Below are 18602 nucleotides of genomic sequence, written 5' to 3'. Positions count from 1 at the left end.
CGGCTCACAGGACCCGCGAGACCCACAGCTCGGGGTCGGCGACCTCGTCGCGGGTGGGGAGGTTCTCGGGGCGCTCCCAGACGGCGTTGAACTCGGCCATGCCGACCTTGTCGACGACGCCGCGGACGAAGCGGGCGCCGTCGCGGTACTGCGCCATCTTCGCGTCGAGGCCGAGCAGCCGGCGCAGGATCCGGTCGAGGGTGCCGACGCCCTTGCGGCGCTCGTCGAAGCTGGCGCGGATCTTCGCGACGCTGGGGATGACGGTCGGGCCGACGCCGTCCATGACCACGTCGGCGTGTCCCTCGAGCAGCGACATGACGGCGGTGACCCGGTCGAGGATCTCCTTCTGCTCCGGCGACCCGACGACGTCGAGGAGGCTGCCGCCGCCGACGCCCTGCCGGAGCGACTCCAGGGCCCGCTTGAGGCCGTCGTCGAGGAGCGCGTCGGGCTGCATCGTCGCGGCGAGCGCCTCGATCTGCGCGAACAGGTGGTCGCGCATCCACGGCACCGCGGTGAACTGCACGCGGTGGGTCTCCTCGTGCAGGCACACCCACAGCCGGAAGTCGGTGGGGTCGGCGCCGAGCTCGCGCTCGACGTGGACGATGTTCGGCGCGACGAGCAGCAGCCGGCCGTGCGGGTCGTGGAACGGGTCGAACTGGCCCAGCACCTTGCCGGCGAGGAAGCCGAGCAGCCCGCCGACCTCGGCGCCGGTGACCTTCGAGCCCACCGCCGTCGCCAGCGGCCCCGGCGCCTTCTTGCCGGTCAGCTGGTCGACGACGGGGGCGAGCACGGTCTTGAAGCCGTCGGCGTTGGCCTGGACCCAGCCAGCCCGGTCCACCACGAGCACCGGCGCGGTGCGCTCCTGCGCCACGAGCCCGGTGAACTCCCGCACCAGTCCGGTCGACCGGTCGGCGTCCGCCCGCAGCTCCGCGACCGCGGCGGCGGCCTGGTCGCGGGTCACCTCGGGACCCTCGCCGGCGATCCGGGTCCCCAGCGAGACCGCGAGGTCCCAGTCGATCATGGCCTCGACGCGCTCGCTCATGACGCCGAAACTATCCGCAGCGACAAGCGCCGAGCGCCGCGGCGGCCGCGTCCATGGCGTCGCGGGCCTCGAGGGTGTCCTCGACGCGTACCCGGTCGGCGAGCATCGCGAAGACCATCGACCGGCCGTCGCGGTCGGTCGCGATGCCGGCCAGCGAGGTGACACCGGTGAGCGTGCCGGTCTTGGCGCGCACCCGGCCGCGCCCCTCGCGCGCCCCGGTGTCGAACCGGTCGGTCAGCGACCCGGTGAACCCCGCCACCGGCAGCCCGGTCAGCACCGGCCGCAGCTCGGGGTGGTCGTCGGACGCGGCGAGCCGCAGCAGGTCGAGGAGCGCGGCCGGCTCGACCCGGTTCTCCCGCGACAGCCCGCTGCCGTCCCAGAAGACGCTGCGGCCGAGGTCGACGCCCGCCTCCCCCAGCAGCCGTACGACGCCGCGCCGGCCGGCCGCGAAGGAGCCGGTGCCCTCGGTGGCCAGCCCCACGTGGCGCAGCAGCACCTCGGCGGCCTCGTTGTCGCTCACCACGAGCACCTGCTCGACGACCTGCGACAGCGGCGCGCTGGTCACCGAGGCCAGCTCGGCCGCTCCGTCGGGAGCGACCTGCTCGCGGGGGACGCCGACGACCTCGACCCCGCGGCGGGACAGCACGCCGGCGAAGACGGTCGCCGCGGTCAGCGCGGGGTCCTCCACCCGGCCGAACCCTTCGGCGGGGCGGCCCTCGTCGACCCACAGCGCGGTGATCGGCGAGACGACCCCGTCGGGGACGTAGTCGGCGCGCCACCGCGGACTGACCTCCGGTCCGCTGAACAGGGAGGTGTCGTAGCCGACCCGCACACGGGTGCGCCCGGCGGCGACCAGCGCGTCGGCGGTCGCCCGGGCCAGGGTCGTGACGTCGGCCCGCTCGGGCCAGGCGGGCCCGCCGTCGGGGTCCACCGGCTCGCTCGCCAGGAACGGGTCGCCACCGCCGACGAGCACGATCCCGCGCGGGCCGGCGTCGACGACGCGCGTCGTGAACCGGGTGGCGGGGTCCATCGCGAGCAGGGCGGCCACGGAGGTGACGATTTTCGTGGTCGACGCCGGGATCGCGAGCGAGGCGCCCGAGCCGGAGCGCACCAGCACGCCGGCGCCGTCGAGCGGGCCGACCGCGGCGAGCACGTGGCGGCCGAGGTCTCCGTCGGCCAGGTTCGGGCGGATCGCACGCCGCACGGCCGCCGCGGCGACCGGACCGGCGCCGACCGCCTCCTCGGCGACGGCGGGCGCGGCGACGACCGCCGGCAGGTCGAGCTCCGACGGGGGCGCGACGGCGGCCGGGTCCGCGGGCCGGCCGGGCTCCAGCCAGCGGTCGAGGACGTCGTACCGCCAGGTCGCCGCGGCCACCACCGCGAGCACGAGGAGCAGCAGAAGCGGGCGGAGGCGCGCGCGCGGAGGACCGTGGCGTGCGTCACGTCGCGCCACGATTCCTCCCTCCGGATGAGCGTTGGAGCCCATTCTGCGGGACACTGTGCCCCTGGCCCGTCCCGGGCCGTCCTGAACGCCCCCGGAGCCAGCGGAGGAAACACGTGCTCGAGTTCGACGTCCTGGTCGAGATCCCGAAGGGTCAGCGCAACAAGTACGAGGTCGACCACGAGTCCGGGCGTCTTCGCCTGGACCGGACCCTGTTCACCTCGACGCAGTACCCGGCCGACTACGGCTACATCGAGGACACCCTCGGCATGGACGGCGACCCGCTCGACGCGCTGGTCATCCTCCAGGAGCCGACGTTCCCCGGCTGCCTGATCAAGTGCCGCGCGATCGGCATGTTCCGGATGACCGACGAGGCCGGCGGCGACGACAAGGTCCTCTGCGTCCCGTCGACCGACCCGCGCCTGGAGCACCTGCGCGACATCAGCCACGTCTCGAAGTTCGACCGTCTCGAGATCCAGCACTTTTTTGAGGTCTACAAGGATCTCGAGCCCGGCAAGTCCGTCGAGGGTGCCGAGTGGGTCGGCCGCGCCGAGGCCGAGGCCGAGGTCCACGCCTCCTTCGCCCGCTTCAAGGACAACGGCGGGCACTACTGAGCCCCGCGCACCACACGACGAGCGCCCGGTCCCCTGCGAGGGGCCGGGCGCTCGTGCGTGTTGGAGGGGTATGCCGTCAGGCCGGCGGCCAGTCCAGCAGGTCGGGCGAGCGGAGCATCTCCCGCGGGACGGCGAAGGCGTCGACGAGCTTCTCCGCGAGCGGGCGGATCTTGCGGCACAGGCTGCCGATCTCGCGGCTGATCGACTTGGAGCGGGCGACCGAGAGTCGGCCGTGCTCCATGAACCAGGCGCGGTCGGCCTCGATCGTGCTGAGCGCGAAGAGGTCGCAGAGCAGGTTCAGCGCGACCTTCAGGTCGCCGTCGGGCAGCGCGGCGGTCTTGGCGACGAACGCCTCGAGCACCAGCCGCTCGACGTGCGCGCGACCGCCGGCGATGACGTGGTCCTGGACCCGGGAGAACACCTCGCCGGGGTTCATCCCGCGGTCGATGCCGCGCTTGAGGCGGCGGGCGACGCCGGAGACGATGTGCTCCTCGCGGAAGCGGAGCATCGCCAGCTGGTAGTCGGGGTCGAGCAGGCCGGCTTCCTGGTCCCACTCGTCGCCGCCGGGCAGCACGTCGCGGATCCGCTCGAGCAGCTTGTTGACCGCGGTCCGCTCGATGACGGTCTCGACGGCCAGGCCCGTGACGAATCGGACCATGCCGAGCTGGTCCATGTCGCTGAACTCGCTGGCGTAGTCGGTCAGCAGGCCCTTGGCCACCAGCTGCAGAAGGACGGTGTTGTCGCCTTCGAAGGTGGTGAACACGTCGGTGTCGGCCTTGAGCGCGTCGAACCGGTTGACCGAGAGGTAGCCGGCCCCGCCGCACGCCTCGCGGCACTCCTGGATGGTCCGCGTCGCGTGCCAGGTGCCGAGCGCCTTGGTGCCAGCGGCGCGCGCCTCGAGCTCGCGCTGGGTGTGCTCGTCCTCCACCACACCCGACAGCACGTCGTGGAGCTGGGAGGCGAGCTCCTCCTGGGCGAAGTGCAGCGCGTAGGTCCGTGCGAGCAGCGGCAGGAGTCGCCGCTGGTGCATGCCGTAGTCGAGGAGCAGCTCCTCGGTGTCCTCGCTGGTGGCCTCGAACTGGCGGCGCTTGTTGGCGTACTTCACCGCCAGCGTCAGCGCGACCTTCGAGGCGTTGATGCCGGCACCGCCGACGCAGACCCGGCCCTGGATGAGGGTGCCGAGCATGGTGAAGAAGCGACGGTTGGGGTTCTCGATGTCGCTCTCGTAGACCCCGGCCGCCGTCACGTCGGCGAACCGGTTGAGCAGGTTCTCCCGTGGGATCCGCACGTGGTCGAACCAGATCCGGCCGTTGTCGACGCCGTTGAGGCCCATCTTGCGGCCGTCGTCCTCGATGCGTACGCCGTCGAGCACGGCGCCGTCCTCGTCGCGCAGCGGCACCACGAAGGCGTGCACGCCGTGCCGCTCGCCGGCGACCTCGAGCTGCGCGAAGACGACGCCGAGGCGGGCGTGGGCGGCCGCGTTGCCGATGTAGTCCTTCCGCGCAGCCTCGGTCGTCGTGGTGACGACGAACTCCTGGGTGGCGACGTCGTAGGTCGCGACGGTGCCGAGCGCCTGGACGTTCGAGCCGTGGCCGGACTCGGTCATCGCGAAGCAGCCCATCAGCTTCCCGGTGATGAGGTCCGGCAGGTAGGCGTCGTGGTGGTGCTTGCTGCCGAGCTGGAGGATCGCGCCGCCGAACAGGCCGAACTGCACGCCGACCTTGACCAGCACCGAGAGGTCGCCGTACGCCAGGGTCTCGAACGCCGCGATCGACGCGCCGATGTCGCCGCCGCCGCCGTACTCCTCGGGGAAGCCCATGCCAGTCTGGCCGGTGGCGGCCATCTCGACGACGACCTCCTTGACCCGCTCGCGGAAGTCGGCCATCGACATGGTCTCGGCGTCCTCGAGGATCGAGGAGTAGTCCGCCAGGTTGGTGCGCACGAGGTTGCGGACCTCGGCGTACTTGCCGTCGAGGAGCCGGGTCAGGGCCGGGACGTCGACCTCGGGCCGGCGGTAGCCGGACTTGGACTCGACCTGCGCGTCGGTGTCGGTCTGCGGGGTGCCGCCGGGCTCGGCGGGGACGTCCTCGGCCGAGGACGGGGGCACGGTGTCGGTCGCCATGACCCTCTCGTTACCCGCGGGTCGGGGCGGCCAACCCGGGTGGGAGCCGGGTCACGGCGCCGGTCTGGAGCGCCTGGGCCCGGCCGCCGATCAGTCCCGGACGCGCTCGACCGGGACGGCGGAGGTGGTCGTCGTCGGGTGCGAGGCCAGCCCGTGCCGGTCGAACTTCTGACCCGTGGCGATGCCGGCGACGTAGAAGGAGAACAGCGCGATGAAGATGCCCGCGACGTCGTCGGCGACGTAGTGCCAGCCGAAGTAGAGGGTCGCGACGACGGTGAGCCCGAAGTTGACCCAGAACAGGATGCGCAGCACGCGGGACTGGACGGTGTACTGCACCATCAGCGCCCACAGCAGCGAGATCGCGGTGTGCAGGCTGGCGAAGCCGGCGACGGTCTGGGCCTGGCCGTCGCTCCACAGGACGTTCTGCCGCGCGTTGACCAGGGAGTTCATCAGGTCGGTCGTGCCGGTGTGCGCGAGGTCGTAGAGGTGGGGGTACTCCAGGCCCGGGCCGAGTGTCGGCAGCGCGTAGTAGGAAATGGTCCCGAGGGTCCACGCCAGACCCTGCGAGGTGACGAACCACCAGCCGAAGGAGAGGTTGCGCGACCACACCAGCCAGACGGTCACGAGGATCGCGACCATCGGGATGAAGAGGAGGTAGAAGGTCGAGAGGACGTGCGCGACGACCGTGCGCCCGAGGACGTCGTGGATGATTCCGGCCGGCTCGTGGCCGAAGAACAGGATCCGGTCGACCAGGTGCAGCTCGCGGTCGTACATCCGGCCGCTGACCAGGGGGAGGAACGACTTGAGGTTCCGGTAGCAGACGTAGATGACGTAGAAGCTGACGATGCCGAGCATCACCAGCAGCACGCGCTCGCGGTTCCAGTGCGACCGCAGCCGGTCGCGGACGATGTCGGGCATCTCCTTGACCCGACCGCGGGAGAGCCACAGCGCCCGCGGCACCAGGTCCAGCGCCAGCGCACCGATGCACAGCAGCGGCAGCCGCAGCCACGACGGGCCGAGGAAGCTGCCCTCGGGGTCGATCAGCGGGCGGTCGATGATGACGGCGGTGATGACTGCCCACGCGCCGATCGCGAGCGCCGTCGCGACGAGGAGGGCGTAGGCGCGGCGGTACACGGGGGTCAGTCTAGGTACGCCGCGGCGCCGGGGTGCGACGGGCTCAGGACGCGCCGCCCGCGACCGCCCCCACGACGGCCAGCCGGGAGCGGTCCACGGCGAGCCGCACGTCCGCGCCCAGCGCCGGGCGACGGTCCAGCGGCGCCACGGCGTCGACCTCGCCCAGGCCGGCGACGTCGACCACCAGCCGCACCTGGGTCGGGGTGGCGCGGGCCGCCCGGACGGTCCCGGCGAGGCGGCCGGCCTCGTCGAGCACGAGCGCCGAGCGGCGTACGGCGACGGCCGGGGCGGGCCGACCGAGGACCAGCTCGGCGGCGGCGCCCTCCAGCACGCGGGCGTAGCCGAGGAACAGCGCCGTATCGCGGTCGGCCGGCGCCCGCCACACCTCGTCGATCGCGCCCTGCTGGACGACGCGGCCACCGCGCATCACCGCGAGCCGGTCGGCCACGGTGAACGCCTCCTCGTGGTCGTGGGTCACCATCAGCGCGGTCGTACCGGCCTCGCGCAGGATCCGCCGCAGGTCGACGGCCAGCCGCTCGCGCAGCCCGGCGTCGAGGGCGGAGAGCGGCTCGTCGAGCAGCAGCAGCCGCGGCTGCACCGCGAGCGCGCGGGCGAGCGCGACCCGTTGCCGCTCGCCGCCGGACAGCGTGGTGGGCATCCGGTCGGCGTAACCCTCGAGGCCGACGAGCGCGAGCAGCTCCTCGACGCGGCGGGCTGTGTCGGGGGCTCGGCGCAGCTTCAACGCGTAGCCGACGTTGCGGGCGACGGTGAGGTGCCCGAAGAGCTGCCCGTCCTGGAACATCAGCGCGAAGCCGCGCTTGTGGGTCGGCGTGCGGCCGACGTCGTTGCCGTCCCAGGCGATCGTGCCGCCGGCCGGCTCGAGCCCGGCGACCGCGCGCAGCAGCGTGGACTTGCCGCAGCCGGACGGGCCGAGGACGGCGAGCACCCGGCCGTCGGGCAGGTCGAGGGTGACATCGCGGACGGCGGGGACGCCGTCGTAGGCGACGGAGACGTCGGTGAGGGACAGCAACTAGAACGCTCCGAGGGAGGGGACGCGCAGCCGCTCGACCGCGAGCATGACGACGGCGGTGGTGGCGGCGAGGACGACCGAGGCGGCCAGCGCCATGCCGTAGCCCATCGCGCCCGGGCTGCCGATGAGCCGGAAGATGACGACCGGGACGGTGGCCCGGTCCTCGCGGGCGAGGAACGCGGTCGCGCCGAACTCCCCGAGCGAGGCGGCGAACGCGAAGCCGGCCGCGGCGAGCAGCGGCCGCCAGACCACTGGCAGGTCCACGGTGGCCAGCGTGCGCAGCGACCCGGCACCCAGCGACGCGGCGGCCTGCCGCTGCCGGTCGTCGATGCCGCCGAGGACCGGCACGATCGTGCGGACCACCAGCGGCAGCGCCACCAGCGCCTGCGCGACCGGCACGAGCAGCGCGGAGTCGCGCAGGTCCAGCGGCGGGCGGTCGAGGGTGATGAGGAAGCCGAAGCCCAGCGTCACCGCCGAGACCCCGAGCGGCAGCATGAAGAACCCGTCGAGCACCGACCGGACCCGCCGCTCCCCCGGCGTCCGCGACCGCCGCGTGACGACGACGGCGACGACCAGGCCGAGCAGCAGCGCCATCCAGGTGGCGTCGACGGCCGTGCGCAGCGAGGTCACCAGCGCCTCGGTCACCGGCACGAGCAGCGCCCCCTCGCCCGTCGTCTGGAGGGCGCGGTAGTTGCCCAGGCTCCACTCGTCGCCCACCCGCAGCGAGCCGACCACCAGCGTGGCGATCGGCGCGGCGACCAGCGCGAGCAGCGCCAGCGTCGCGGTGACCTGCGGCCAGTCGGAGCGGCGTACGGCACGGGGGCGGGCGGTCCGCCGGTCGACGGCCGGGTCGGGCACGGTCCGCAGCCGGGCGGCGAGCGCGAGCAGCGCCGTGATCGCGACCAGCTGGACCACCGAGAGCGCGGCCGCGGCCTGCAGGTCGAGCAGGTTGGTGGTGAGCAGGTAGATCTCGGTCTCGACCGAGGCGTAGCGGAGCCCGCCGAGGGTCAGCACGACGCCGAAGGACGTGGCGCAGAAGAGGAACACCACGCTCGCGGCCGACACGATCGCCGGCCGCAGCGCGGGCAGCGTGACGGTGCGCAGCACCTGCGCCGGCGACGCCCCGAGCGCGGCGGCCGCCTCGGCGGGGCGGGGGTCGAGCCCCTCCCAGGCCGCGCCGACGCTGCGGATCACGACGGCCACGTTGAAGAACGCCAGGCCGGCGACGATCGCGACCGGCGTGCCGTCGAGGCCGAGGCCGCCCAGCGGTCCGGCCTCGCCGAGCAGCTGCCGGAAGGCGACGCCCACCACCACGGTCGGCAGCACGAACGGCACCAGCAGCGCCGCGCGCACGACCCGGCGCAGCGGGAGGTCCAGCCGGTGCAGGGCGTACGCCGCGGGGAGTCCCAGCAGCACCGAGACCGCGGTCGCGACCGCCGAGGACCAGAGGGTGAACCACACGACCCGGCCGGTCCGCGGGCGGGTGAGCACCTCGAGCACCCCGCCGGGGTCGAAGGCGCCGTCGGGCCAGAAGCCGCGCGCGACCATCCCTGCCACGGGCAGCACGAAGAACACGCCGAGCACCAGCACCGGCCCGAGGGCCAGGCCGAGCAGGGCGAGCGTCCGCCTCATCGGGACGTGACGTCGCTCCACTCGCGGAGCCAGTCGTCGCGGTTCTCGGCGATCTCCGCCGGGTCCACGTCGTACGCCGTCTCCGGCTGCTGCGCGAAGCGGGCCCAGTCGGCGGGGAGCTCGACGTCGTCGCGGACCGGGAAGACGTACATCGAGTCCGGCAGCGCCGCCTGGACCTCGGTGCCCATCAGGAACTCGAGCAGCGCCGTGCCGCCGTCGGGGTTCGCGGCGCCCTCCAGCAGGCCGGCGTACTCGACCTGGCGCACGCAGGTGTCGAGCAGCGCGCTGGTGGTCGTGCCGCCCTCGCCGTCGAGGGTGAAGGCGGGCGAGGAGTCGTAGGAGACGACGATCGGCCGGTCGCCCTTGCCGCCGCCCTGGGTGAAGTCCACCTGGTAGGCGTCCGACCAGCCGTCGACGACCTTCGCGCCGTTGCCCAGCAGCCGCTCCCAGTAGGCCGGCCAGTCGTCGCCCTCCTCGGCGATCGTCGCGAGCAGGAACGCCAGGCCCGGCGAGCTCGTGGTGGCGCCGGGGACGACGGTGAGGTCGCGGTAGGCCGGCTTCGTCAGGTCCGCCAGGGTCCGCGGCGGCTCCACGCCCTCACGCTCGAACCAGGTGTCGTCGACGTTCACGCACACGTGGCCGGTGTCGACCGGCACCAGGTCGTCGCTCGCCTCCAGGTCGTACGCCGCCGCGCCGGCGGGCCGCTCGACGTCGGTGTCGGCGAGCACGCCCTCGTCGAGCGCCCGCGAGGCGAAGGTGTTGTCGATGCCGAACACGACGTCGCCGATCGGCCGGTCCTTCGTGAGCACCAGGCGGTTGGTCAGGGAACCCGCGTCGCCGGCGCTGCGGACCTCGAGCCGGAAGCCGCTGCGCTCCTCGAAGGTGTCCAGCACCTCCTCGGGCAGCGTGAACGACTCGTGGGTGACCAGCACGACCGTGCCGGGCGAGCCGTTGGCGTTGTCCTCCTCCTCACCTCCCCCGACGAGCGAGCAGGAGGCGAGGGCGGTGGTGGCGACCCCCGCCGTCAGGACGGATGCGAGCGCGCGCACGGATCTCATGGTGACTCCCTTCGCCGGTGCTAACCGGAGCAGGTTCGAGGGTCTGCAGCTCTTCTGCACTCTCAGCACGCCTGCGCGTGCTCCCCTGTCGTGTGCTGGTGACCCTAGCGCGCGAGCACCACGGGCTCGCCGGGGTGTCCGAGGCGGGCCAGCTTCTCCGGGTTGCGCACGAGGTAGATGCCGCGCACGACCCCCTCCTCCACGAGCAGCGTGGCCACCGTGTCGAGCACGCCGTCGACGACGAACCGCAGCGCCGGCGCGCCGTTGACCTCGACCACGTCCATCCGCAGGTCGCCCTCGGTCGGCATGACGCCGAGCAGGAAGCGCAGCACCTTGTCGCGCCCGAGGATCGGCCGCAGCGCCGCCGAGCGCAGCCCGCCGCCGTCGCTGGTGAGCACGACGTCCGGCGCGAGCGCCTCGACCAGCGAGGCCAGGTCGCCGGTCGCCGCCGCGGCGAGGAACCGGTCGACGACGACCCGCTGCTCGGCGCGGCTCACGCCCACCCTCGGCCGGCGCGCCGCGACGTGGCCGCGCGCCCGGTGCGCGACCTGGCGCACCGCGGCCGGCGACTTGTCCAGGGCGGCCGCGATCTCGTCGTACGGCACGTCGAAGACCTCCCGCAGCACGAACACCGCCCGCTCGGTCGGCGTCAGCGTCTCCAGCACCAGCAGCATCGCGGTCGACACGCTGTCGGCGAGCTCGACGTCGTCGGCGACGTCGGGTGCGGTGAGCAGCGGCTCGGGCAGCCACGGCCCGACGTAGGACTCCTTGCGGCGCGCGAGGGTGCGCAGCCGGTTGAGGCTCTGCCGGGTGACGACGCGGACGAGGTAGGCGCGCGGGTCGCGCACCTCGGCGAGGTCGACCTCGGCCCAGCGCAGCCAGGCGTCCTGCAGGACGTCCTCGGCGTCCGCGGCCGATCCGAGCATCTCGTAGGCGACGGTGAAGAGGAGGTTGCGGTACGCCGCGAAGGCCGCAGCGTGGGGCTCGGCGTGGGTCACGGGCGGACCGTAGCGAGCGGGAGCTCGCAGACGTCGGAGAACCCCTGGCTCTCCAGGCCGGCGGCGAAGTTGAACCGGGAGCGCATGTTCTCCAGCGCCACCATCTGCGTCAGCTCGACCATGGCGGGGACGCCGAGCCGCTCGACCAGGCCGGCGACCATCTCGTCGGTCACGCGCAGCGGGGTCTCGCTCATCGCCTCGGCGTAGTCCATGACGTCGCGCTCGAGGTCGGTGAAGACGTCCGACTCCCGCCAGCGCGGCACCTCGCGGACCTTGGCGGTGTCCAAGCCCTCGTCGTGGGCGAGGAAGTAGCCGAAGTCCAGGCACCAGCTGCAGCCGATCGTGCCGGCGCTGGCGAGCAGCGCGTAGGACTTCAGGTGCGGGTCGAGGGCGTCGAACCGGGCCACCTTCGACTCGAAGGACAGCACCGCGCGCAGCGCCCTGCGGTGGTGCCACAGGACGTAGGCGTTGTCGGGGACCTGGCCGTAGGTGCGGCGGGCATAGGCCTCCATCACCTTCGCGTAGAGGCCGGCGGCGGTGGCGCGGGGGATGCGGAACGTGCTGGGCACGGGGGTCTCCTTCGGTCGGGTGTCTGCTGGTCCTGCCCTGGAGACACCGGCCGGGCCCCGGGTGTGACATGTGAGAGTTGCGCCCGTGCCGTCGCTGACCCACCAGGTGCTCGCCTGGGCCCTCCCCCGCCTGCGCAAGTCGCGCGACCTCGACTCCGCTGGTGCTGGCTCGCTGGCAGCCGAGCGCGCGCGGATCGAGGCCTGGCACCGGTCCACGGCCGGCGAGCCGCTGCCCACCAACGCCGTGACGCGGTTCGAGCGCCGCTTCGTGGTGACCCGCGAGGAGGTCGCCGGCGCGGCCGGGTCGTTCCCGGCGTACGTGCTGGCGGCGCGGGGCGCCACGCCGTCGCGGACCGTGGTCTACCTGCACGGCGGGGGCTACACGGCGGGGATCGACCCCTTCCACGTGCGGTACGTCGCGCGGCTGGCCGACCGGCTCGGCGTGCGGGTGGTGCTGCCGGACTACCCGCTGGCGCCCGAGCACACCTGGCGCGACTCCCACGACGCCCTCGTCGACCTCACCGCCTCCTGGGTCTCCCGCTCGCCCGGTGGCGCCGTGCTCGCCGGCGACTCCGCCGGCGGCGGGCTCGCCCTCGCGCTCGCGCTGTCCCTGCGCGACCGCGGGCTGCCGCAGCCCGACCGGCTGCTGCTCCACGCACCGTGGGTCGACCTGTCGACGAGCACGCCGGAGACCGAGCAGTACGACGCGGTCGACCCGTGGCTGTTCCTCGGGAAGCTCCGGGCGTACGCCGCGTGGTGGGCCGGCTCGGAGGCCGACCTCACCCGCCCCGAGGTCTCGCCGGCGCTCGGCGACCTGACCGGGCTGCCGCGCGCGCTGGTCTTCCAGGGGACCCGTGACCTGCTGACACCTGGCACCCGGCTGCTGGCCCGGCGGGCCGCCGAGGCCGGGTGGGACCTGACCTACGTGGAGGAGGCGGGGCTGCTCCACGTCTACCCGCTGCTGCCGCTCGTGCCCGAGGCTCGGCGCGCGTGGCGGCGTACCGAGGCGTTCCTGCGATGACCGTCCGCGCCACCGCCGTCCCCTTCGACCGGCTCGACCCGCACGCGGTGTACGCCGTCGCGCGGCTGCGGCAGCAGGTCTTCGTCGTCGAGCAGGAGTGCCCCTACCCCGACCTCGACGGCCGCGACGTCGAGGACGGCACCCGCCACGTGCTGCTCCTCGACGACACCTCCGGCTCGGCCCTGCTGGGCTACGCCCGCGTCCTCGACGACGGCGACGTGTGGCGGATCGGTCGCGTGCTGCTCGACGTCCCCGCCCGCGGGCAGGGCCTCGCCGACGTCGTCATGCGCACCGCGCTGTCCGTCTGCCGCGGCCGTGACGTCGTCCTGGACGCCCAGTCGCCCCTTGCCCGCTGGTACGCCACCTTCGGCTTCGTCGTCGACGGCCCGGAGTTCGTCGAGGACGGCATCCCGCACGTGCCCATGCGCCTGTCGGTGTGACTCCTGGGGCTGCTGGGGCTGTCGGGGTCGTCAGCATCCCAGGTTATCTTGGGAAGCCGACGCTTCCCTGCCATTGCAATGGCCGCAGAGCACGCACATCCCAAGTGAACTTGGGATGCTCACCCACACCCTCAGACCGCCGCGAAAACGACCCCGTCGGACGAGTCGGTCCGGGAGGCCTGCCCGCGGGCGACGAGCAGCTCGAGGTGGGCCTTGGTCTCCATGGCGGCCATGCCGCGGCTGAAGACGTCGAGGCTGTCGTAGGGGTGCTCGTGGCGGGTCCAGCCGAGGTGGCCGGCGACCTGGTGGGCGGTGAGCGGGCCGGAGGCGAGTGCGGCGAGCGAGTCGGCGAGCCGGGTCTCGTGGTGGGCGAGCAGCTCGTCGACGCGGGCGTGGGAGGACGGGGCCACCGGGCCGTGGGCGGGCAGGATCGTGAGGTCCGGCAGCGAGCGGACCTTGGTCAGCGAGGCCATGAAGTCGCCGAGCGGCTGGTCGTCCATCGGCATGGTGAAGCCGATGGAGGGGGTGATCGTCGGGAGCACGTGGTCGCCGGCGAACAGCAGGCCGGCGTCGCGCTCGGCGTACACGTAGTGGCCCGGGGTGTGGCCCGGGGTGTGCACGGCATCGACGGTGCGGGCGCCGACGGTGAGCGAGGTGTCGCCGTCGAGCCAGGTGTCGGCGAACGCCCAGTGGGTGGGGTCGGGCAGCTGGTCGCCGTCACCTTCCTGGCCGGGGCTGTTCCACTCCTCGGCCAGCTCGGCGGCACCGGCGGTGCGCAGCGCACCGGCGAACGGGTTCTCCGTCATCGACGCGGCGTCCTGCATCAGCGCCAGCGCGGGCCGGTCGCCGAGGCCGAGCGCGACGTCGACGCCGAGCTCGGTGCCGAGGACCCGGGCGAGCGTGTAGTGGTCACGGTGCACGTGGGTGACGAGGAAGCGCCGGATGTCGCCGAAGCCGGCGCCGATCCCGCGCAGCGACCGGTCGAGCAGCTCGCGCGCCTGCGGGATCGCCCAGCCGCCGTCGACCAGGGTCAGCCCGTCGTCGGCGACGAGCACGTAGACGTTGATCGCCCTGAGCCCGTCCATGGGCAGCGGCAGCGGGATCCGGAAGATCCCGTCGGACACCTGCCAGGCACCCTCGGCGGTCCAGTGCTCGCCGGAGTCGGGTGAGACGGCGTGCGCGGTCGAGGTGCCGGGTCCCGTGGTGGTCACGCCGGCGACCCTACGGACAACCTCACGTCGACACGTCGGGCAGTCCCAGGTCCAGGTTGGGCGCCTGGATGCCGCCGTCGACCTCGAGCAGCTTGCCGGTGACGTACTGCCCCGCCCGCGAGCTGAGGTAGACCACCGCCGCCGCGATGTCCTCGGCCTCCCCGACCCGGCCGAGCGGGGTCTTGGTCTCGAGCTGGCCCATCATCTCCGGCACGCCGGCCACGAACTCCAGCGCGCTCGTCATCACCGACCCGACGTAGATGCCGTTGACCCGGATCGACGGCGCGAGGTCGGTCGCCGCGAGCCGCGCCCAGTGCGCGAGGGCGGCCTTGGCGGTGCCGTACGCGAGGTAGCCCCGGCCCGCGGAGCGCCCCATCATCGAGCTGATCACGGTGATCGACTTCTGGCCCTCGGCGCCGGACTGTTCCGACTTCAGCATCAGCGGCACCGCGGCCACGCTCAGCGCGTGCGCCGTGGTGACGTTGAAGTGGAACGCCTCCTCCAGGTAGTCCGGCGTCGTGTCGAGGAACGCGTTGGGGATCGTGCCGCCGACGTTGTTCACGACCGTGTCGAGCCGGCCGAAGGCGTCGTACGCCGCGTGCGCGAGGCCGGCGACCGCGTCGAGGTCGCTGAGGTCGGCCGGTACGACGACGGCTCGGCGCCCCACGGCGCGGATCCGCTCCGCGACCTGCTCGAGCTGGCCGGCCGTGCGCGCGGAGACGACCACGTCGGAACCGGACTCGGCCAGCGCGACGGCCGTGGCGGCGCCGATCCCGCGGCCGGCGCCGGTGACGACCGCGACCTGGTCGGTGGTGGTGAACCGGTCGAGGATGCTCATCGGCCGGCCTGCCCGGGGGTGCCGGTCACGAGGCCGCGGCCGGTGACCAGCGGGAGGTCGACCGCGCGGACGATGCCGGGCTCGGCGGCGACGACGGCCGGCAGCGCGTTCACGATCCGCTGGGCGGTGGTGATCATGCCGCTGACGTTGTGGTCGCCGTGCTCGCCGGAGTGGACGAAGTCGACCTGCATCATCGGCTCGCCGGTGATCCGCACCCGGTAGCAGCCGTCGGTGCCGGCCGGCGGACGCTCCCAGTCGTCGTGCTCGCTGGCGTCGGTGCGGGTGACGTGCTCGAGGACGACCCGCGGCACGCCGTCGACCTTGCCGATGACCTGGAAGCGCACGGCGCCGAGCGTGCCGGCGGCGATGTCACCGGAGACGGACGCGGTGTCGCGGGCGGCCGGCCTGCGGTCGACCTCCTCGGTCAGCGGCTCGTCCAGCGTGACGTCGAGCGCGGCGGCGATCTGGCGCACGACGCTGCCCCACGCCATCGTGAGGATCCCGGGGTGCCAGAGCATGCCGAGCTCGTCCATCGGCTTGCCGAAGCCGAACATCTCGCCCATGACGACCGGCTGGTAGTAGGTCGAGTAGTCGCAGACCTCCATCACGCGCACCTCGTCGATGCGCTGCGACAGGCTGGTCATCACCAGCGGCAGCACGTCGTTGGCGAAGCCCGGGTCGATGCCGTTGACGTGCAGGCTCGCGCCGCCCCGGCGGCAGGCCTGCTCGATCCGGTCGATGAACTCCGGCGGCAGGATCCCGTCGGGCCACTGCAGCAGGACCGGCCCGCTGCTGGTGACGTTGATGCCGGCCTCGACGAAGCCGATGAGGTCCTCGATGCACTCGAAGACCCGGTCGTCGGCCATCGCGGTGTGCACGATCGCATCCGGCGCCAGCGCGATGAGCGCGTCGCGGTCGGTGGTGGCCGGGATGCCGAGCTCGTGCCCCAGCTCGGCCAGCTCGCCGGCGTCCTTGCCGTCCTTGGCGGGGTTGGACACCCACACGCCGACCAGCTCGAGGTCGGGGTGGGCGTCGACGCCGGCGATCGCGTGCCGACCGATCGTGCCGGTCGACCAGACGACCACGCGCAGGGGCTTCTCCGGGATGACCTGTGACATGGCGCACAATCTAGAACACGTTCTAGAAATCCGAAAGGGTCCGGAACGCGAGCGGGCTTGTAACGGACCGTTCGCTGCTCTATCTGCACGCTGCAGCGTGCAGATAGAGCAGCGAACATCGCGTTACATGCGCCGACCCGCACCTGCACAGGAGGTGGGGCGGGCCGGGTCAGGCGGAGGCGGGGGTGCCGGCGACCTCGAGGGCGACGGGGCAGCGGGTGCCGCCGTCGGCGTAGATGGTGGGCATGCAGCGGTTGCAGTGGATGCAGACGCCCTCGCGAGCCCGACCCTCCTGCATCCGGTCCAGCAGGTCCGGCTCGCGGAGCAGTGCCCGGCCCATGGCGACGAAGTCGAAGCCGTCCGCCATCGCCTGCTGCATGGTCTCGAGGCGGTTGACGCCGCCGAGGAACATCAGCGGCAGCGAGAGCGCCTCGCGGAACTGCAGCGCCTTGTCGCGGAAGTAGCCCTCGGTGAAGTCGTAGGACTTCATGAACGAGCGGCCGACCGGCGTGCGCATGCCGAGGCGGACCGGCAGCGGCATGGCGGCGGCGAACTCCGCTACGGGGGTGCCGCCGCGAAAGAGGTACATCGGGTTCATCAGCGAGCTGCCGCCGGAGAGCTGGATCGCGTCGAGGTTGCCGTCGGCCTCGAGCAGACGCGCGACCTCGAGGCCGGCCTCGGTCGTGACGCCGCCCTTGAAGCCGTCGGAGCAGGAGAGCTTCGCGGTGACGGCCACCTCGCCGCCGACCTCCTCGCGCACGGCGCGGGCGACCTGGCGGGCGAGGCGGGCGCGGTTCTCCAGCGAGCCGCCCCAGCGGTCCTTGCGGCGGTTGAGCCCGGGCGCGAGGAAGGAGGAGATGAGGTAGCTGTGCGCCATGTGCAGCTCGAGCACGTCGAACCCGGCGCGCACCAGCAGCCGGGCGGCGGCGACGTACGCCTTGGTCACGCGCGTCAGGTCGGCCTCGGTCGCCGAGCGGATCATCTGCATCGACAGCGGGCTCGGCATCCCGCTGGCGGCGATCGCCCTGACGCCGTTCGAGCGACCGTTGGCGACCGGGCCGGCGTGGCCGACCTGGCCGGCGATGGCAGCACCCTCGGCGTGGACCGCGTCGGCGAGGCGGGTGAGCCCGGCGAGGGTGTCCTCGCCGACGACGATGACCTCGCGGTGGGTGCGCCCCTCCGGCGCGACCGCGAGGTAGGCGACGGTCGTCAGGCCGACTCCGCCGCGCACCGGCGCGAGGTGGTAGTCGATCAGCTCGTCGGTCACCTGCCCGTGCGGCGTGCGGCCCTCGAACGTCGCCGCCTTGACCGTGCGGTTGCGCAGCCGCACCGGGCCGAGCGTGGCGGGCGAGAAGACGTCGGGAGCGGCCACGGCCGGAACTGTAACGCGTTCTAGTCTCGTGCCGGGCAGGATGACCGGCATGGACGTGGTGGCCCGGCTGCGTGCGGCCGGCTGCGTGTACGCCGAGGAGGAGGCTCGGCTCCTGGTCGAGGCGGCCGTCGACGAGGCCGAGCTCGAGCGCCTCGTCGGAGCCCGGGCCGCCGGCACGCCGCTGGAGCAGCTGCTCGGCTGGGCGGAGTTCGCGGGGCTGCGGATCGCGGTCGCGCCGGGCGTCTTCGTCCCGCGGCGGCGTACGACGCTCCTGGTGCGGCTCGCGGTGCGCGCGGCCGAGGCGGCCGGCCCGGGAGCGGTCGTCGTCGACCTGTGCTGCGGCACCGGCGCGGTCGCCGCGGCCGTCCGGGCGGCGCGGCCCGACGTCGAGGTGCACGCCTCCGACGTCGACCCCGCGGCCGTCGCCTGCGCGCGCAGCAACCTGCCGCCGGCGACGGTCCACGAGGGCGACCTCTTCGGGGCGCTCCCCCACCACCTGCGCAGCCGCGTGGACGTGCTCGTCGCCAACGCGCCGTACGTCCCCAGCGGCGACCTCACGCTGCTGCCGCCCGAGGCGCGCGACCACGAGCACCGGGTCTCCCTCGACGGCGGCGACGACGGGCTCGCCGTGCAGCGCCGGGTCGCCGAGGAGGCCGGGCCGTGGCTGTCGCCCGGCGCCACCGTGCTGGTCGAGACCGGGCGGCACCAGGCCGCGCGGTCGGCGGACCTGCTCCGCGCCGCGGGGCTCGCCGTCGAGGTGGTCACCGACGACGAGGTCGACGGCTGCGCCGTCACGGGCACCGTGACCGGCGCGGTCGCGGGCGCGGTCCAGACCGCCTGAGGTGGACGTTTCAACCACCCGGCGGAACGGGGAGGACGACCGGCGTCGACGGCTCCCAGCCGGGGAGGCCGCGCAGCACTCTGGGGGCGTGCTGCGCCGAGGGAGCCGTCGACGAGGGAGC

Annotated in this window: 17 protein-coding genes and 1 riboswitch; of the genes, 4 read left to right on the top strand and 13 right to left on the bottom strand. The window is 73.5% G+C overall.

All coding sequences use genetic code 11. The features are described 5' to 3' along the window. Positions 1-4: 4 nt before the first annotated feature. Both H7344_RS14340 and dacB read right to left on the bottom strand, forming a co-directional pair. On the bottom strand, positions 5-1042 hold the full coding sequence (locus H7344_RS14340; protein ID WP_229707183.1) for a zinc-dependent metalloprotease: 1038 nt from the start codon (positions 1040-1042) through the stop codon (positions 5-7). Between the two features lie 10 nt (positions 1043-1052). Next, positions 1053-2429: a D-alanyl-D-alanine carboxypeptidase/D-alanyl-D-alanine endopeptidase gene (dacB, locus tag H7344_RS14335; protein ID WP_186346696.1), complete on the bottom strand. Its 1377-nt coding sequence runs from the start codon at positions 2427-2429 to the stop codon at positions 1053-1055. Positions 2430-2539: 110 nt separating this feature from the next. Between dacB and H7344_RS14330 the strand changes: the two genes are divergently transcribed. Next, positions 2540-3097, top strand: a complete 558-nt coding sequence (locus tag H7344_RS14330; RefSeq protein ID WP_444544117.1) for an inorganic diphosphatase — start codon at positions 2540-2542, stop codon at positions 3095-3097. Positions 3098-3173: 76 nt separating this feature from the next. Here the strand turns inward: H7344_RS14330 and H7344_RS14325 are convergent, their stop codons facing one another. The 7 genes from H7344_RS14325 to H7344_RS20275 form a co-directional block, all read right to left on the bottom strand. Further along, a complete protein-coding gene (locus H7344_RS14325) occupies positions 3174-5219 on the bottom strand; it encodes an acyl-CoA dehydrogenase family protein (protein WP_186346694.1) in 2046 nt (681 codons plus the stop codon). A gap of 90 nt (positions 5220-5309) precedes the next feature. Next, positions 5310-6353 (bottom strand): phosphatase PAP2 family protein, encoded by a 1044-nt coding sequence (locus H7344_RS14320; protein ID WP_229707184.1) that lies wholly within the window; start codon positions 6351-6353, stop codon positions 5310-5312. A 43-nt stretch (positions 6354-6396) separates the two neighbouring features. Then, the gene (locus H7344_RS14315) at positions 6397-7383 is read right to left on the bottom strand and encodes an ABC transporter ATP-binding protein (RefSeq protein WP_186346693.1); all 987 of its coding nucleotides are present in this window, start codon (positions 7381-7383) and stop codon (positions 6397-6399) included. Then, positions 7384-9015: an ABC transporter permease gene (locus H7344_RS14310; protein WP_186346692.1), complete on the bottom strand. Its 1632-nt coding sequence runs from the start codon at positions 9013-9015 to the stop codon at positions 7384-7386. It abuts the gene before it with no gap. After that, positions 9012-10073 (bottom strand): thiamine ABC transporter substrate-binding protein, encoded by a 1062-nt coding sequence (locus tag H7344_RS14305; protein WP_186346691.1) that lies wholly within the window; start codon positions 10071-10073, stop codon positions 9012-9014. The genes H7344_RS14310 and H7344_RS14305 overlap by 4 nt, the downstream gene beginning before the upstream one ends. Continuing rightward, positions 10063-10170: riboswitch (TPP riboswitch) on the bottom strand. (Overlaps the previous gene by 11 nt.) Positions 10171-10177: 7 nt before the next feature. Then, positions 10178-10999: an RNA polymerase sigma-70 factor gene (locus tag H7344_RS20280; protein ID WP_229707200.1), complete on the bottom strand. Its 822-nt coding sequence runs from the start codon at positions 10997-10999 to the stop codon at positions 10178-10180. Positions 11000-11067: 68 nt separating this feature from the next. Further along, positions 11068-11640 carry a carboxymuconolactone decarboxylase family protein gene (locus H7344_RS20275; RefSeq protein WP_229707186.1) on the bottom strand — a complete coding sequence of 191 codons (573 nt, stop codon included), beginning with the start codon at positions 11638-11640 and terminating at the stop codon, positions 11068-11070. A gap of 85 nt (positions 11641-11725) precedes the next feature. On the opposite strand from H7344_RS20275, the gene H7344_RS14295 reads away from it, so the two are divergent. Then, positions 11726-12661, top strand: coding sequence for an alpha/beta hydrolase (locus H7344_RS14295; protein ID WP_186346689.1), 936 nt, complete (start codon positions 11726-11728; stop codon positions 12659-12661). Then, entirely contained in the window at positions 12658-13101 is a 444-nt protein-coding gene (locus H7344_RS14290; protein ID WP_186346688.1) for a GNAT family N-acetyltransferase, read from the top strand. The genes H7344_RS14295 and H7344_RS14290 overlap by 4 nt, the downstream gene beginning before the upstream one ends. 131 nt (positions 13102-13232) lie before the next feature. On the opposite strand, the gene H7344_RS14285 is transcribed toward H7344_RS14290, so the two are convergent. The 4 genes from H7344_RS14285 to H7344_RS14270 form a co-directional block, all read right to left on the bottom strand. After that, positions 13233-14312, bottom strand: a complete 1080-nt coding sequence (locus H7344_RS14285; protein WP_186346687.1) for an MBL fold metallo-hydrolase — start codon at positions 14310-14312, stop codon at positions 13233-13235. 22 nt (positions 14313-14334) lie between these two features. After that, positions 14335-15150 (bottom strand): SDR family oxidoreductase, encoded by an 816-nt coding sequence (locus H7344_RS14280; RefSeq protein WP_186346686.1) that lies wholly within the window; start codon positions 15148-15150, stop codon positions 14335-14337. Then, on the bottom strand, positions 15147-16268 hold the full coding sequence (locus tag H7344_RS14275) for an NAD(P)H-dependent amine dehydrogenase family protein (protein ID WP_186346685.1): 1122 nt from the start codon (positions 16266-16268) through the stop codon (positions 15147-15149). The genes H7344_RS14280 and H7344_RS14275 overlap by 4 nt, the downstream gene beginning before the upstream one ends. 169 nt (positions 16269-16437) lie before the next feature. Beyond that, the gene (locus H7344_RS14270) at positions 16438-17640 is read right to left on the bottom strand and encodes an NADH:flavin oxidoreductase (protein ID WP_229707187.1); all 1203 of its coding nucleotides are present in this window, start codon (positions 17638-17640) and stop codon (positions 16438-16440) included. Positions 17641-17680: 40 nt separating this feature from the next. Here H7344_RS14270 and H7344_RS14265 point away from each other — a divergent pair, with 40 nt between their 5' ends. Beyond that, entirely contained in the window at positions 17681-18481 is an 801-nt protein-coding gene (locus H7344_RS14265; RefSeq protein ID WP_186346683.1) for a putative protein N(5)-glutamine methyltransferase, read from the top strand. Positions 18482-18602 lie beyond the last annotated feature (121 nt).

Source organism: Nocardioides deserti, from assembly GCF_014266025.1.
Classification (GTDB): Bacteria; Actinomycetota; Actinomycetes; order Propionibacteriales; family Nocardioidaceae; genus Nocardioides; species Nocardioides deserti.
This window is presented reverse-complemented; position numbering and strand designations above follow the sequence as displayed.